General features: G+C 65.1%; 14 protein-coding genes. 6 read left to right on the top strand and 8 right to left on the bottom strand.

The features are described 5' to 3' along the window. Nucleotides 1-11: 11 nt before the first annotated feature. The 3 genes from AB0366_RS07895 to fadD5 all read right to left on the bottom strand — a co-directional run bounded on the left by AB0366_RS07895 (nucleotide 12) and on the right by fadD5 (nucleotide 2,660). Nucleotides 12-494, bottom strand: coding sequence for a cation:proton antiporter regulatory subunit (locus AB0366_RS07895; protein ID WP_366243368.1), 483 nt, complete (start codon nucleotides 492-494; stop codon nucleotides 12-14). A gap of 47 nt (nucleotides 495-541) precedes the next feature. Then, the gene (mihF, locus tag AB0366_RS07890; protein WP_008712632.1) at nucleotides 542-856 is read right to left on the bottom strand and encodes an integration host factor, actinobacterial type; all 315 of its coding nucleotides are present in this window, start codon (nucleotides 854-856) and stop codon (nucleotides 542-544) included. Between the two features lie 247 nt (nucleotides 857-1,103). Then, on the bottom strand, nucleotides 1,104-2,660 hold the full coding sequence (gene fadD5 / locus AB0366_RS07885) for a fatty-acid--CoA ligase FadD5 (protein WP_366243367.1): 1,557 nt from the start codon (nucleotides 2,658-2,660) through the stop codon (nucleotides 1,104-1,106). A 188-nt stretch (nucleotides 2,661-2,848) separates the two neighbouring features. Here fadD5 and AB0366_RS07880 point away from each other — a divergent pair, with 188 nt between their 5' ends. Genes AB0366_RS07880 through AB0366_RS07870 form a run of 3 tightly spaced genes read left to right on the top strand, consistent with a single transcriptional unit; the run spans nucleotide 2,849 to nucleotide 5,630 of the window. Then, complete coding sequence (locus AB0366_RS07880) at nucleotides 2,849-4,036, top strand: TetR family transcriptional regulator (RefSeq protein WP_366243366.1); 1,188 nt, start codon at nucleotides 2,849-2,851, stop codon at nucleotides 4,034-4,036. A 29-nt stretch (nucleotides 4,037-4,065) separates the two neighbouring features. Next, nucleotides 4,066-4,539: a DUF4334 domain-containing protein gene (locus AB0366_RS07875; RefSeq protein WP_366243365.1), complete on the top strand. Its 474-nt coding sequence runs from the start codon at nucleotides 4,066-4,068 to the stop codon at nucleotides 4,537-4,539. Next, a complete protein-coding gene (locus AB0366_RS07870; protein WP_366243364.1) occupies nucleotides 4,539-5,630 on the top strand; it encodes an NAD(P)-dependent alcohol dehydrogenase in 1,092 nt (363 codons plus the stop codon). The genes AB0366_RS07875 and AB0366_RS07870 overlap by 1 nt, the downstream gene beginning before the upstream one ends. Here the strand turns inward: AB0366_RS07870 and AB0366_RS07865 are convergent. Together AB0366_RS07865 and AB0366_RS07860 are read right to left on the bottom strand one after the other, a co-directional pair. Next, nucleotides 5,605-6,525 (bottom strand): oxygenase MpaB family protein, encoded by a 921-nt coding sequence (locus tag AB0366_RS07865; RefSeq protein WP_366243363.1) that lies wholly within the window; start codon nucleotides 6,523-6,525, stop codon nucleotides 5,605-5,607. The genes AB0366_RS07870 and AB0366_RS07865 overlap by 26 nt on opposite strands. Before the next feature lie 2 nt (nucleotides 6,526-6,527). After that, nucleotides 6,528-8,024: an aldehyde dehydrogenase family protein gene (locus AB0366_RS07860; RefSeq protein WP_366243362.1), complete on the bottom strand. Its 1,497-nt coding sequence runs from the start codon at nucleotides 8,022-8,024 to the stop codon at nucleotides 6,528-6,530. Between the two features lie 135 nt (nucleotides 8,025-8,159). Between AB0366_RS07860 and AB0366_RS07855 the strand changes: the two genes are divergently transcribed. After that, on the top strand, nucleotides 8,160-8,816 hold the full coding sequence (locus AB0366_RS07855) for a GntR family transcriptional regulator (protein WP_366243361.1): 657 nt from the start codon (nucleotides 8,160-8,162) through the stop codon (nucleotides 8,814-8,816). A gap of 31 nt (nucleotides 8,817-8,847) precedes the next feature. Here the strand turns inward: AB0366_RS07855 and AB0366_RS07850 are convergent, their stop codons facing one another. Genes AB0366_RS07850 through AB0366_RS07840 form a run of 3 tightly spaced genes read right to left on the bottom strand, consistent with a single transcriptional unit; the run spans nucleotide 8,848 to nucleotide 12,124 of the window. Further along, complete coding sequence (locus tag AB0366_RS07850) at nucleotides 8,848-11,214, bottom strand: FdhF/YdeP family oxidoreductase (protein ID WP_366243360.1); 2,367 nt, start codon at nucleotides 11,212-11,214, stop codon at nucleotides 8,848-8,850. A 48-nt stretch (nucleotides 11,215-11,262) separates the two neighbouring features. Further along, nucleotides 11,263-11,523, bottom strand: a complete 261-nt coding sequence (locus tag AB0366_RS07845; protein ID WP_032379982.1) for an acyl-CoA-binding protein — start codon at nucleotides 11,521-11,523, stop codon at nucleotides 11,263-11,265. 28 nt (nucleotides 11,524-11,551) lie between these two features. Beyond that, entirely contained in the window at nucleotides 11,552-12,124 is a 573-nt protein-coding gene (locus AB0366_RS07840; RefSeq protein ID WP_366243359.1) for a TetR/AcrR family transcriptional regulator, read from the bottom strand. A 23-nt stretch (nucleotides 12,125-12,147) separates the two neighbouring features. On the opposite strand from AB0366_RS07840, the gene AB0366_RS07835 reads away from it, so the two are divergent. Both AB0366_RS07835 and AB0366_RS07830 read left to right on the top strand, forming a co-directional pair. Continuing rightward, nucleotides 12,148-13,080, top strand: a complete 933-nt coding sequence (locus AB0366_RS07835) for an oxygenase MpaB family protein (RefSeq protein WP_366243358.1) — start codon at nucleotides 12,148-12,150, stop codon at nucleotides 13,078-13,080. 29 nt (nucleotides 13,081-13,109) lie between these two features. Further along, on the top strand, nucleotides 13,110-13,892 hold the full coding sequence (locus AB0366_RS07830) for an alpha/beta fold hydrolase (protein WP_366243357.1): 783 nt from the start codon (nucleotides 13,110-13,112) through the stop codon (nucleotides 13,890-13,892). Nucleotides 13,893-13,937: the final 45 nt, after the last annotated feature.

Raw genomic sequence — 13,937 nt, 5'->3', positions numbered from 1 at the left:
ACCGACGATTGTCAGGCATTGCCGAGGATCCTGGCGGCTGCGTCGAGCCCGTCGGCGGTTCCGACAGCGACCAGCAGATCGCCGGAGACGAGGGTGAAGCCCGGAGTGGGCGATGGTTGTACTTGGCCCGCACGCATCACTGCGACGATCGAGACGCCGGTCTTGGTGCGCATCCCGGTATCGCCGAGGGGGCGGCCGTCGAATCGCGAGCCCTCCCTGACGGGAAGCTGGCGGGTGTTGATTCCGGGGAGGTCGCGGTGCTCTTCCCCGAGCTGAGCGATGAGTTGCGGCGACCCGAGCAGATTGCCCAGGGCCGCCGCTTCCTCATTGCTCAACGTGATGGATTCCTGCGTCGCATCGGGGTCGTCCTTGCGCGAGACGATCAGCTCGTTCGCGCCGTCCTTGCGGGTGATGACGCCGATGCGACGCCCGGAAGCGAGGGCGAAATCCTTCCGCACCCCGATTCCCGGCAGCAGGGTCACTTCGACGTTCATGGTCGAAATGCTAGCCCTGCAGGCAACGCGTTATCGCAGGTTGTGAATCAGGATGCGACGGCAGCCAGGAGGGCTTCGCGCTGGTTTGCACCGAGGCCACCGATACGGCGGGTATCGGCGATGGACAGCTGCTCGAGCAGCTGTGCGGCGCGCACGGAACCAACACCCGGCAGGGCCTTGATCAGGGCGGACACCTTGGTCTTCTTGACGATCTCGTCGTTCTCCGCCTTGGCGAGAACGTCAGCGACGCTGAGTTCGCCGGACTTGACGGATGCGAGCAGCTTCGACCGCGCAGTGCGTGCCTCGGCCGCCTTGGCCAGCGCCGCGGTGCGCTGTTCCGGTGTCAATACTGGTAAAGCCATGGCCTGTTCTCCTCGATTGTGGTGACCCGTCGCTCGTTGACAGGTCTCGACCCTCTTGCATCGTGCCTGGTGGCTCTCCCAATCTAACCGAACAACACGACTGTCATTCCGGTCGAGCCACCGAACCTTCCCAGCCAGGCTACGTCCTATCCGATTCGGGGTGTGCCCCGACCAGCACTTCGGCCCCGTGTCGGCTCTCGAAGGGCGTCGTGTACCGGGCATGTCCGACGCCTCCCTGAGGCGTCTGTCAGGCAGGTGCAGGCGAGTAGGTCTTCCTGAGTGCGACCTTGACCACCTTGCCGCTCGCGTTGCGCGGGAGGGCGTCGACGACGACCAATTCCTTGGGGTGCTTGAACCGCGCGAGATGGTCGCCGAGCCACACGAGAAGCTCGTCGAGGGTCAGGTCGGGGGTGGCCGGCGAATCGTGCAGTGCGACCACCGCGACGGGCACCTCACCCCATCTGTCGTCGGGGCGGCCGATCACCGCGGCCTCGAGGATTCTGGGGTGGGAGAACAGGACGTTCTCGACTTCGGCGCAGTAGATGTTCTCGCCGCCGGAGATGATCATGTCCTTCTTGCGGTCGACGACGAACACGAAGCCTTCCTCGTCCTGGCGTACGAGGTCGCCCGAGTGGAACCAGCCGCCGTGGAATGCGTCTGCCGTCGCGTCGGGGTTCTCCCAGTATTCGCGCATCAATGTGGGCCCTCGATAGACGATTTCGCCGATCTCGCCCAGCGCCACGTCGTTCATCTCGTCGTCGACGACGCGTGCTGCGATGGTCGGGATGACGCGTCCGACGGAGCCGAGTTTGCGGAGGGCGTCGACGCCGTCGAGCACGCAGGTGATGGGCGACATCTCGGTCTGCCCGAAGACCGCGACGTTCATCGCACCCGGGAACGTTGCCGACATCGCGCGCAGGACGGTGTCGGATGCCGGGGCGGCACCCCAGGAAATGACCCGCAGGGCAAGTTCTCTCGGGTTGGCAGCCTGCTCGGCGCACATCGCCTGCCACTGCACGGGGACGAGGAAGAGGTTGGTGACACCCTCGGCGGCGAGTACGTCCAGCAGGGTGCCCGGATCGAATGCTCCGACCGGGTGGACGACGGTGGGAATGCCGAGCAGCAGGCTCGGCGCGAGGCTGCCGAGTGCGGCGATGTGGAACATCGGTGAGGCGCAGAAACCCACCTCGTCGGTGGCGCTCATCTGCAGTGCCCGGATGCAGGTGAATGCCTGGGCCTGCATGTTCGCGTGCGTGAGCACAGCGCCCTTGGGTCTTCCGGTGGTGCCCGAGGTGTACATGATCAGTGCCGGGGCGTCGTCCGGCACGTCGACGGTGTCCGCCGGCTCGACGGTGGACAGCAGCGCCTCGTAGGCGTCTCCGACGGTGATGATTTCGGTGAGTGAATCGCTCTGCGCTACAACTGCTTCGGCCAGCGGCGCAAGGGTCTCGTCGGTGATCACCAGGGTGGAGCCGCTGTTCTGCGCGAGAAACGCCACCTCCGGTGGAGTCATCCGGAAGTTCACCGGGACGGCGAGTGCGCCGAGCGCGTTGATCGCCAGTACCGCCTCGAGGTATTCGGGACGGTTGAGCATCACGATCAATACCCGGTCGCCGAATCCGATTCCGCGGCTGTGCAGCGCGCCCGCGAACCGCGAGACGCGGTCGTCGAGTTCGCGCCAGCTGATCGATCGTCCCTGAAATCGAAGCGCCACCGCTTCGGGCTGCATGAGGGCGTGCCGTCGAACGTGGTTGTTCCAGTTGTTTCGGTTGGACAATCCGGGTTCGTTCGGGTGAGCGGCCATCGCCGGTTCCTCTCGTCAGCCGTATGAGCAGGGGATCGAATGTGATGCAGCCTACATACTGTGTGCCGCTTTGTCCGGAACTTCGTCGACTACATTCCTGCAGGTCAGTGCAGTAGTAAGTTTGCGATCATTCGCGTCGATGCGGCTACTATGAGGATTCGAGACAACCGGCGGGGCAAGGGCAGGCGATGAGCGAGACAGGTACGACGGCGCAGCGGCGTCGGCCACGGAATCGAAAGGCGCAGATTCTGGTGGCCGCAGCCGAGGCCTTCAGCGAGCGCGGCTATCACCCCGTCGGAATCGAGGACATCGCCGCCACCGTCGGCATTTCCGGACCCGCGCTGTACCGGCACTTCCCCACCAAGTACTCCCTGTTCGTCGACACCGTCATGCGGATGACCGACTCCTTGGTCGCTGCAACCGATCCGGCCGTCATCGAGGTGGAGGATCCGCAGGCCCGGATCGACGCGGTCATCGGTGCCATCATCGCCACCACCATCGACAATCGCCGCACCGGTGGGTTGTATCGATGGGAGGGGCGCTATCTCGTCGGTGCGGACCGCGACTACCTACGCCGCGCGCTGCGAACGGTGCACGAGCGGGTGACGGTCCCGTTGCGACAGCTGCGCCCCGATCTGTCCGAGGCGGATGCCGCACTGCTGGCCACGGCGTCGATCAGTGTGGTCGCCAGCATCACCGCGCATCGATCGGCGTTGTCGGCCAAGCAGATCGAGGAGTCGATGCTCGCTGCGGCACGGTCGGTACTGCGGACCGATCTTCCGCAACAGGGCAGTGAATCTCCCCACCGCGAATCGGTGCTGGAGCACGAATCGAAACGCGAAGAGCTGCTGCATCATTCGATTCGGCTGTTCTACCAGCACGGCTACCACGAGGTTGGCCTGGACGACATCGGCGCAGCAGCGTCGATCACCGCCTCCAGTGTGTACCGCTACTTCCCCAGCAAGGCCGAGCTGCTCGAGGCCGCATTGCATCGCGCCAACGCCCAGCTCACCGACACCCTCGCCGGTGCGCTCGAGCAATCGAACTCCCCGGCCGACGCGGTGCGGACCTTCGCCAGGCTGTACACCGAATTGACCTTCCGGCAGGGCGAACTCGTGGCCGTGTACTTCGCCGAGATCGGAAATCTACCGGCCGATCGGCGGTCCACACTGCGCCGGATCCAGCGCCACAACATCGACGGCTGGTCGCAACTACTGCGTCAGGCACGGCCGAACACGAGCGTGGTGGTCTCGAAGTTTCTGATCCACGCCGCCCTCGGGTTGGTCTTCGACGTCGGTCGCACGGTGCGGTTCGAGCGCTCCGACCGAACCATGGCCCGGGTGCAGCAAACGATGACAGCGGTACTTCTGGGATGAATCCACTCGACGTGAAACGGAGAACAACGATGTCCGAGAACCGAACGATCGCGCGCGCAAACGAATTGCTCGCGCAGCAATCGGGTGTCCTGGCCAGTGAACTGGACGAACTCTGGTCGCAGCTCGCACCCGTGCGCGCCGAGGACATCCTCGGAAGCTGGACCGGTGCCGCCTTTCAGACCGGCCACGGACTGTGCCGGGCACTGCCCGCCAGCAAGTGGCACGGAAAGAACTTCATCTCCGTCACCGAGGCGCAACCGCTGATCTGCCGCGCCGACGACGGCTCGCTGTTCTCCAACGTCGAGATGGGGTCCGGGGAGGCCTCGCTGTGGAACATCGAGTTTCGAGGCGAGGTGACCGCCACGATGGTGTACGACGGCAAAGCCGTCTTCGATCACTTCAAGCAGATCGACGACCGCAGGCTGATGGGCATCATGAACGGCAAACCGGAGCTGGTGCTCTCTCGCGGCGAGCACTTCTACTTCGTGTTGGAGCGAGACTGATGGGCGCTGCGCGGGCGCTGCTCTCGCGTGATCCTGCCGAGTCCTTCACCGTCGAGAACATCGACATCGACGAACCCCGCGAGAACGAGATCCTGGTTCGGATGAAAGCCACGGGGATCTGTCATACCGATCTCGTTGCGCGACGGGCAGGTTCTGCCCAGCGGCCGGTACTGCTCGGGCACGAGGGCGCGGGCGTGGTCGAGTCGGTCGGCCGGTCCGTCCGCGGAATCGATCCCGGCGACCACGTGGTGCTGACGTTCCGGCACTGCGGTCTGTGCGGCAATTGCAGGCAGGGCCGACCCGCTTACTGCGTCGATGGCCACGCCCTGAACCAGTTCGGTGCACGCGCGGACGGCACGTCCCGCGTCACGAGCGCGGGTGCTCCGGTGCTCGACGGATTCTTCGGACAGTCGAGTTTCTCCGAGTTCGCGCTGACCCGTCAGGACAACACCGTCGTCGTCGATCGGGATATCGACTTCGCTGTCGCAGCTCCGCTCGGGTGCAGCGTGCAGACCGGTGCCGGGGCAGTACTCAATGTCCTGAAGCCCCGGGCGGGGGACACCGTGGTGGTGCACGGAGTAGGCGGGGTGGGGATGGCGGCAGTGCTCGCGGCGATCACCACCGGTGCCCGCGTGATCGCGGTGGAACGATCGAACGCCAGAAGAGAATTGGCGTCGAGTCTCGGTGCTCACGCAGTCATCGATCCCGAGTCGGAGGATGCGAGCGCTGCGCTACTGGACGCGACCGACGGAGGCGCTACGCATGCACTCGACACCACCGGCAACGCCGAGGTGATCCGCGACGCGATGGCCGCTCTCGGCAAGGGCGGCACGCTGGCGATCGTGGCCCTCGGCCGTGGTGTGTTGCAGCTGGATCTGCTGGATACGGTGTTGAGCGGTAGGGGTATTCGCGGATGCCTCGAGGGCGACGCCGTCCCGCAGCAGTTCATCCCGACGCTCGCCGAGATGTACTCCGCGGGGGCGCTCCCCGTCGATGCGCTGATCACCCGTTATCCGTACGACCGGATCGACTCCGCGCTCGGCGACCACCGCCGCGGAGACACCGTCAAGCCGGTGCTGGAGTGGCCTTGATCGGTGCTGCCGAATCGGCGGTGTACGGGCACGCCGCAGCGCCCAGATCCCGAGGGCTGTAGCCGACGGGATAGCCGGGGTAGGTCTTGTTCGACGCGTCGGCGGTGGCCCGCGATTGCGTCCGCTTGGGTAGGAACCGCTCGACGCGAGCCTTGGCGCGCAGAGCCCGCACGGCCACCCGCTCGACCGTCGCCGATCCTGCGGGGAAGCCGAAGGCAGCGGCCATCCGGTCGTCCAACAATGCGAAGACTCCCTGCTTCACGGCGGGGGTCAGCGCAGCCGGGTACCAGGAGCAGTACAGATCGAGGGTGTACGTGCCGATCCGACGATTGTCCTCGGTGAAGCGGAACGTTCGCTCCTCGTAGTCGAGCTTGAACTGCGCGAACTCGGTGTACGACTCGGGAATGTTCTTGATGCCCATCCGCTTTCCCACTTCGCGGTAGAAGTGGAACGTCGCGAGTCTCTCCTTGGGGTGCAGGCGACGCCATCCGTAGGTGTCGATCCACTCGATCGGCTCGTAGATGAACGTCGTCAACACGTAGAGCATGTCGTCGTTCGAGATGTCGTACTGTCCGTGCATTCGGTTGACCATCCGAAGCGACTCACGTCCCCGCTCGGAGTCGTATCCGTGCTCGAGCAATTCGGCCATCAGCAGCGAGGTGTCGTCGTAGCGCTTCTGCGGTCGCTTCTCGAATTCGCCGGTCTTTGCCAACAGCGCCGAGATGGTCGGCACGCAGTAGGTACGGAACAACGCGAACTCGAGTGCACGCTGGTAGTCCCACGGGAATTCGTAGCCGGCGGTGATGCGGTGGATCGTGTGGCAATCCCGCACCGGGTCGAGTTCCTCGATGCGCCGGAGCCAGCCGAAGCGCCCCTTCTTCGGCGTGATGTCCATGCTCAGCCCCGTCCGTGACGAAGCTTCAGTGCCAGCACGGAGAGCTTCATGTTTCGCGCTTTGCGCTTCATCGTCAGCAGATTGACCGGAGCTGCAAAACTCTGCACGGTCAACGATTTGACGGTGCTGAACTCGCGCAGGCCGTCGGCCCCGTGGATGCGGCCGAATCCCGAGTCGCCCGTGCCGCCGAACGGCAGCGCCGGAACACCCGCGAACCCGAGCACCGAATTGACCGTCACGACGCCACAATCGAGCTTCTCGGCTGCGCGTCTGCCCACCGCGCCGTCCTGGGTGAACACCGATGCGCCGAGTCCGTACTTGGACGCGTTGGCCCGTTCGATGGCCTCGTCCAGATCGCGCACCTTGTTGACCACCACGGTCGGGCCGAAGGTCTCCTCGGTGATCGCAGTCGAATCCTCGGGTACGTCGGTGAGAACCACCGGGTCGATGTAGGGCCCGTGCAGCGAGTCGAGTCCGCCGACGACGGCCTTGCCGCCCTTGGCCAGAGCGTCCTCGATCTGGCCTCGCACGATCTCGCTCTGCTTGCCCAGTGTCATCGGACCGTAGGACGAGGTCTTCGTTCCGCCGGGCTTCAGCGCTTTCACCGCGGCGGTGAATTCGCCGACGAATCGGTCGTACACCGGAGCCGCGACGTAGATGCGTTCGACGCCGGCGCAGGTCTGCCCGGCGTTGCCCATCGCTCCGAACGTCGCGAATTCCACTGCGGCAGTGATGTCTGCGTCTGCGTCGACGAGCATCGCGTCCTTGCCACCGCACTCGGCGACGAGTGGGGTCAGCGACTTCGCGCAGGTGGCCATGACCTTCTTGGCCGTGGCGGTTGAGCCGGTGAACGCGATCTTGTCGACGCCGGATTCGACGAGGGCGGTGCCGGTGGATCCGTCGCCGGTGATCGTCTGGAACACCGGGTGCGGCGCGGCCAGTGACTGCCACTTCTCGGCCAACCAGGTGCCGACGCCCGGCGTCAGTTCGCTCGGTTTGAACACGACGGTGTTGCCTGCCGCGAGGGCGTACGCGATGGAACCCATCGGGGTGTAGAGCGGGTAGTTCCAGGGGCCGATGACTCCGACGACGCCGAACGGGCGGTAGCCGACGTAGGCCTTCTGGTTCACGGCGAGCAGCCCTGATCCGACCTTGCGCTGCCGCAGAATCTTCTCGGCGCTGCGGGCCGCCCAGTCGAGGTGTTCGACGCCGAGCATGACCTCGAGCAGGGAGTCCTCGTCGGGCTTGCCGGTTTCGGCGGCGATGACGGCAGCGAGGCTCGCGGCGTCCTTGGCGATGGCGGACTTGAATTCGAGCAGCCATCGTTTGCGTCCGACGAAGCCCTGCACGTCCCACCATCGCGCGGCCGACCGGGCGCGAGCGACGGCGACGTCGACCTCGGCGGTGCCCGCGATCGGATACGTGGCGAGTGCGACACCTGTTCTGGGGTCGAGGCTTTCGAAGGTGCTCTCGTTCGTTCGTTCGATCTGGTCCGTCACGGGCTCTATCCTCCAGCAGATCGCATCACATATATTTGATGTGATTCAATGTTGTCCAGGACACACTATGCGCCACCTCGGGTTGCTACAACCCCCGCCGTCCGACCGTGTAGGAGCAAATGCAGGAGTAGTTCCATGAGCACCGATCTCACTCGCGCTGCATCTCCCGAGCGACCGATTCCGCGACGGCCCCAGCTGTCCGAGGATGTCGCTGGGAGTATTCGTCAGCGGATCGTCACCGGAGTGCTGCAGCCCGGCTCGTTCGTACGCATCGACGAGGCAGCGGCCGAGCTCGGGGTCAGCGCGACTCCTGTTCGGGAGGCACTCGTCGCGTTGCGAGGTGAGGGGCTGGTCGAGCAGGTGCCCCATCGTGGCTACCGCGTGAACGAGTTGTCGCCGCAGGACGTCGACGACATCTTCTGGCTGCAGGGCACCATCGCCGGCACCCTCGCCGGCCGGGCAGCTCGCAGCATCACACCCGAGCATCTGGAACAGTTGACCGCACTCAACGACGGTCTGCGTGACGCAGTGGCCCGCTCGGATACCGAATCGGTGGAGTACTACGAGTTCGAGTTCCATCGATTCGTCAACAAGATCGCAGGCGGAACCAAGTTGGCGTGGTTCCTGCTCGGTGCGGTCAGATACACGCCGCGGTTGTACGCGACCGACCGCCGGTGGGGCGACGATGCAGTGCGCAGTCACGAAGAACTGATCGAGGCCTTTGCTCGACGCGACGTCGAGGCCGCAGACGAGGTGATGCGTCGACAGTTCCGGCAGTGGGACATCGCGTAGGACGACCCACTGCCGGCCGCGCCGGTGCCCGTCAGCTCAGATGATGCGGCTGCGGGTGCGACTTGTGGCCCTCGTCCGATCCCTCGTTGTCCTGATGGCCGTTCACCGTTCCCTGCACACCCGTCCCCGCCGGAACCATCGAGATGATCACCGACTTCGAGGTGGGGCAGTTGCTCTGCAGCGCAGTCGAATCCAGCGGGATCAACGGATTGGTCTCGGGGTAGTACGCGGCGGCCGATCCACGCGGGGTGTCGTACTCGACGATGCGGAACGACGGTGCGCAGCGTTCGACATCGTCGTCGTCCCACTTGGTGACGAGGTCGACCATGTCACCGTTGCGGAAGCCGAGAGACGAGATGTCCTCCCGGTGCACGAAGATGACGCGTCGGCCGTTCTCGATACCGCGGTACCGATCGCTGAGGCCGTAGATGGTGGTGTTGAACTGATCGTGGCTACGCAGGGTCTGCAGAATCAGATGGCCCGGCGGAACCTGCAGCACGTCGATCGGTGATACTGCGAATTCGCCTCGGCCGCTCTTGGTTTCGAACGTCCGGCTGTCCCGGGGTGGATGTGGGAGCACGAACCCGCCGGGGCGTCGAACATTGACCTCGTAGCCCTCGCATCCGGCGACGACGCGGGAGATGTGCTTGCGAATGTTGCGGTAATCGTCGCGGAAGCCCTTCCAGTCGAGACCGTAGCGATCCCCGAGGGTGGCCTCGGCGATACCGCTGACGATGGCGACCTCCGAACGGAGGAACTCGCTCGCAGGCTTCAGCGGACCGCGTGAGGAGTGCACCGAGCAGGTGGAGTCCTCGACCGAAATCCATTGCTCGCCACTGGCTTGCACGTCCTTCTCGGTGCGGCCCAGGGTCGGCAGAATCAGTGCGGTCTCGCCGCACACCAGGTGTGAGCGGTTGATCTTGGTGGAGATCTGCACCGTCATCCGCATCGACCGCAGCGCCAGGAAGGTGACGTCACTGTCCGGGGTGGCCTGGACGAAGTTCCCGCCGAGGCCGAGGAAGAAGTGCGCCTTGCCGTCGCGCATGGCTCGGATGGAATCGACGGTGTCCAAGCCGTGTTCGCGCGGTGGCTCGAAGTCGAACTCCGCCGCCATCGCATCGAGGAACTTCACCGGAGGGCGCTCCCAGATGCCCATGGTGCGGTCGCCCTGGACGTTGGAATGGCCACGGACCGGCAGGAGACCGGCTCCTGCCTTGCCGATGTTGCCTTGCGCGAACGCGAGATTGGTGACTTCCTTGATGGTGGCGACGGCATTGCGGTGCTGCGTCAGGCCCATTGCCCAGCAGAAGACCGTTGCCTTGGAGTCGCGCAGCATCTCGGCGGCCTCGGTGATCTGCGCTACCGACAATCCGGTCACCTCGGTGACGAGATCCCAGTCGACTTCGGCGACATGCGCTTTCCACGCGTCGAAACCGACGGTGTAGTTGTCGAGGAACTCGTGATCGAGCGCGTCCCACTTCACCAGCAGGGAACCGAGCGCCTGGAACAGTGCGAGGTCGCCGTTGAGCTTGATCGGCAGATGCAGATCCGACAGGTCCGTTCCCGGTCCCACCATGCCGCGCGGGGTCTGCGGGTTCTTGAAATTGAGCAGACCCGCTTCGCGAAGTGGGTTGATGGACAGGATCTTTGCGCCGTTCTGCTTCGCCAGCTCGAGGGCCGAGAGCATGCGCGGGTGATTGGTGCCGGGATTCTGGCCGGCCAGGATGATCAGTTCGGCGTTGTGGACGTCGTCGAGCGTGACGCTGGCCTTGCCGATGCCGATCGACTCCTGCAGCGCGATGGACGTCGACTCGTGACACATGTTGGAACAGTCGGGCATGTTGTTGGTGCCGAATGCCCGGGCGAAGAGTTGATAGGCGAATGCAGACTCGTTCGAGGCGCGGCCCGAGGTGTAGAAGATGGCCTCGTCCGGACTGGCGAGGGACTTCAGCTCGTCGCCGATCAGGCGGAACGCGTCGTCCCACTCGATGGGCTCGTAGTGAGTGCCGCCGGGCAGCTTGATCATCGGATGCGTGATGCGGCCCTGCTGGCCGAGCCAGTGCTCGGTGTGAGCATCGAGTTCGGCAATGCTGTGCTGCGCGAAGAACTCCGGCGTCGCACGCGTCGTCGTCGCCTCCTCGGCAACGGCCTTCGCGCCGTTCTCGCAGAATTCCGCCGCATGCCGATGGCCCGGATCCGGGTCGGGCCAAGCGCAGCTCATGCAGTCGAAACCCTCGGCCTGGTTGAGCTTGAGGAGCGTCTGCGCGGTGCGCTTCGGGCCCATGTGCCCGAGTGCTCGCTTCATCGACACTGCGACGGCGACGGGGCCTGCCGCGTGGGTCTTCGGCTTCTCGATATCGAGCTCGGCCTCGTCGACGTCGCTGTCGGTGCGTCTCATGCGGGTCCCTTCGTTGCGTTACCCCCGCACTCGACCATAGCCGTAGGCTCAGCCGGCGAGGAGCTTGGTCACCAGATCCACGTACTGCTGCTTCGCCGAATCCTGGCTCGTACCTTCGAGCTTCGCCCAGGCATCGAACTTCGCGCGGTTCACCATGTCCAGTCGTCCGGGCCGCTTACCCGAGGCGTCACCGATCGAACCCTGCTTGTAGAGCGAGTACAGGCTCAGTAGGTCGTCGTTGCTCGGCTTGGACGTGAGCTTCTTGACGTCTACCTGCGCGTCGGCGAAAGACTGGTCGAGATCGGACATGGAAAAACTCCTTCGATTAGAGGTGGTGTCATCCTCGCATGGAGGCTTCGGAAATCAGCCGAATGCAGTGCGCCACGAGGGCTTCGCGGGTAACGGTGACGGTGCCGTCGAGATAGCCGATGAACAGGGCGGTCAGTGCCCCGACGGTTCCGACGGCGATCAGCTGTCGGTCGGCGGAGTCGGGGAGTTGGGCGTGCACCAGTTCGACGAAGCCCGGCAGCAGGTCGAGTCCGCGGCGGCTGAGCGCCGGTTCGGCCAACGGTGCGATGAGCAGCACCCGTCCCGTTCGCGGTTCGTCGATGATGAGTTCGACGAATGCGCGTACCGGCGCGGCGATGGTGTCCTCGGCGGTGGTCGCCTGCATGACGGCGTCGAGCAAGGTGCTCTGCGCTCTCGTGCCCACCCATGCGTACACCGCCCGGACGAAGGTGTCGCGGTCGGAGAAGCTCTCGTAGAAATACCGCTCGGTCAGTCCGGCGGTACGGCAGACGGCGCGCACGTTGACGGCCGGTCCGTCCGGGGAGCCGAGGAGCTCGACCCCGGCCGCGAGCAACGCGTCGTACCGCTTGGATCTGCGTTCCTCCAACTGTTGACTACGCATGTTGTCAACCCTAGTCTGACAACATGCGTAGTCAGTCCGATCGACCCGTCCCGCTCGGTCCCGATTCACTCACCTGGAAGTACTTCGGCGACTGGCGCGGGATGCTGCAGGGCGTCTGGGCAGGCTCGATGCAGAACATGCACCCGGGGCTCGGAGCCGGGGTGGAGCAACACTCCACGTTCTTCGACGAGCGCTGGCAGCGCCTGTATCGGTCCTTGTATCCCATCGGCGGGGTCGTGTTCGACGGCGATCGGGCCGAGGAGACCGCACTGCAGGTCCGCGGCTATCACACGAACATCAAGGGAGTCGACGCCAAGGGCCGCAAGTACCACGCGCTCGATCCCGACACGTTCTACTGGGCACACGCCACCTTCTTCATGGGCACCGTGCTCACTGCGGACCACTTCATGGGCGGACTGACCGAGGCGCAGAAGGTCCAGCTGTTCGACGAGCACGTGCAGTGGTACCGCCTCTACGGCATGAGCATGCGGTCGGTGCCCGCCACCTGGCCCGAATTCCAGACGTACTGGGACCACATGTGCTCGGAGGTGTTGGAGGACAACATGGCTGCGCGTGGGGTGTTGGACCTGTCGAAGCTGGGACCACCGCCGTACGCATCCTGGCTGCCTGAGCCGATCTGGGCCGTGCTCCGGCGTCCGGTGGCGAGGCTGTTCGTCTGGATCACCGTCGGTCTCTACGACGAGCCGGTACGCAAGCTCCTGGGCTACAGCTGGTCCGCACAGGACGAGAAGCTTTTCACGCTGTTCGGCAAGGCGGTGAACCTCGTGTTCGGGTTGGTACCACCGCGACGGCGCCTGCACCCGCGAGGCCGCGCCGGGTGGGACCGCGTGAAGGGCCGGATCCCGAGAACGGCACCGCTCGTGCACACACCTGCCCGCAATCTGCCGCCGGTGGAGAGGCGTTCGGACCCCTCGCACTACAGCCCGAAGGTGTAGAACGGCGCGCTCGGGGTACCACGCGGGGTATGCACAGTGTCAGAACCGGAACCGGAACCCCGATCGTCCTCGTCCACGGGCTCGGGTCCTCCTACCGAAACTGGGACCCGATCGTTCCCGCCCTCGCCAAGCATCGCGAGGTCATCGCCCTCGACCTGCCCGGGTTCGGGCAGACCCCGCCGCTCCCCGAGGTCTCCATCGCGACGTTGACCGACGCGCTGAGGGAGTTCCTCGACAACGAGGGACTGTCCGACGTAGACCTCGTCGGCAGCTCGATGGGTGCGCGGATGGTCGTCGAACTGGCCCGTCGCGGTCATCGGGGGTCGATGGTGGCGCTCGATCCCGGTGGCTTCTGGAACGACCGTCAGGTCAAGATCTTCGGAGCCACGATCACCGCATCGTTGGCGCTGATGAAGAACGTGCAGCCGCTGGTGCCGTTCCTGGCCGGCAACCCGGTCACCAGAACCGCTGCGCTGGCTCAGTTCTCGGCTGCGCCGTGGAAACTGCCGAGCGGACTTGTCGAGCAGGAGCTCAAGGGCTTCTCCTCCAAGACGTCACCGTCGCTCGACGCCGCGCGCAAAGCGCTGATCCACGGACCGAAACAGTTGGGTGCGACCAAGGGCTCCTTGCAGGGCTCACTGCTCATCGGCTGGGGCCGACAGGACAAGGTGACGACGCCCAGCCAGGCGAAGGTAGCGCTGGAGCGGTTCCCCGACGCCACCCTGCACTGGTTCGACAAATGCGGGCACTTCCCGCACTGGGACCAGCCGACCGAGACCGCGCGGGTGATCCTGCGGGCGACAGGTCGCTGACGCTCCCATGTGAGCGAAACTTCGTAGCAGGCTACGAAGTTCCGC

Source organism: Rhodococcus sp. NPDC076796, assembly GCF_040702765.1.
GTDB lineage: Bacteria > Actinomycetota > Actinomycetes > Mycobacteriales > Mycobacteriaceae > Rhodococcoides.
Note: the sequence above shows the minus strand (reverse complement) of the source record. Positions and strands in the feature narration are given on the sequence as shown.